This is a genomic window from Treponema endosymbiont of Eucomonympha sp. (assembly GCF_001028545.1).
In genome coordinates, this window is record NZ_BBPW01000449.1 from 1 (window position 1) to 576 (window position 576).

A 576-nucleotide genomic window follows, 5' to 3' on the forward strand; every position below is an offset into this window, starting at 1 on the left:
AGAATCATATACCGCTCGTCGCCCGCAAACACCGCCCTGATTTTGTCGACTTTCGGCTTCAGGCGCTTCTGCGCGCCCCGCTCCGTCTGCTGCCAGCGCTCGGCGACCGCGTACAGCGGCAGGCACAGCACAGAGATTGCCGCGCTGACCGCAGCGACCGACCAGCCGGTTTCTTTGAACACCTTCTGCGAAAACACGAACACGAACTCGATAATCTGCGTCAGCGGATAAATGACGACGGTATACAGCGCGTTCAGCATATATCGTTCCTTCGGTTCCGGCGCCTCGGCGCGGGGCGCCGAAGCAAGGACTGTTTTACGTTCTGATTAGACCGACTCTAACCCGTAGGTTAGACCAATTCTAACCGATAGGTTAGAGCGTCTCTAACCACTGGGTTAGATTATCTCTCATCGGTAGGTGAGAACCACTCTCACGCATAGGTGAGCGTCTCTTTCTTATAATATGGAGACTCACCCTATTATAGTAGGGAATGCTTCCTCACTACGGTAGGGAGTGTCTCTCCACTACGATAGGGAGACTCCTCACACTGCAGTATGGAAGTGCTCCATATCCTGC

The 576-nt window shown here is 54.2% G+C and carries 1 protein-coding gene; it reads right to left on the reverse strand.

Features of this window, described 5'->3' with window-relative positions; all coding sequences use genetic code 11:
• Positions 1–260 (reverse strand): hypothetical protein (locus tag AWU74_RS07540; RefSeq protein WP_162505032.1); only part of this gene is annotated, 260 nt, incomplete at its 3' end.
• Positions 261–576 lie beyond the last annotated feature (316 nt).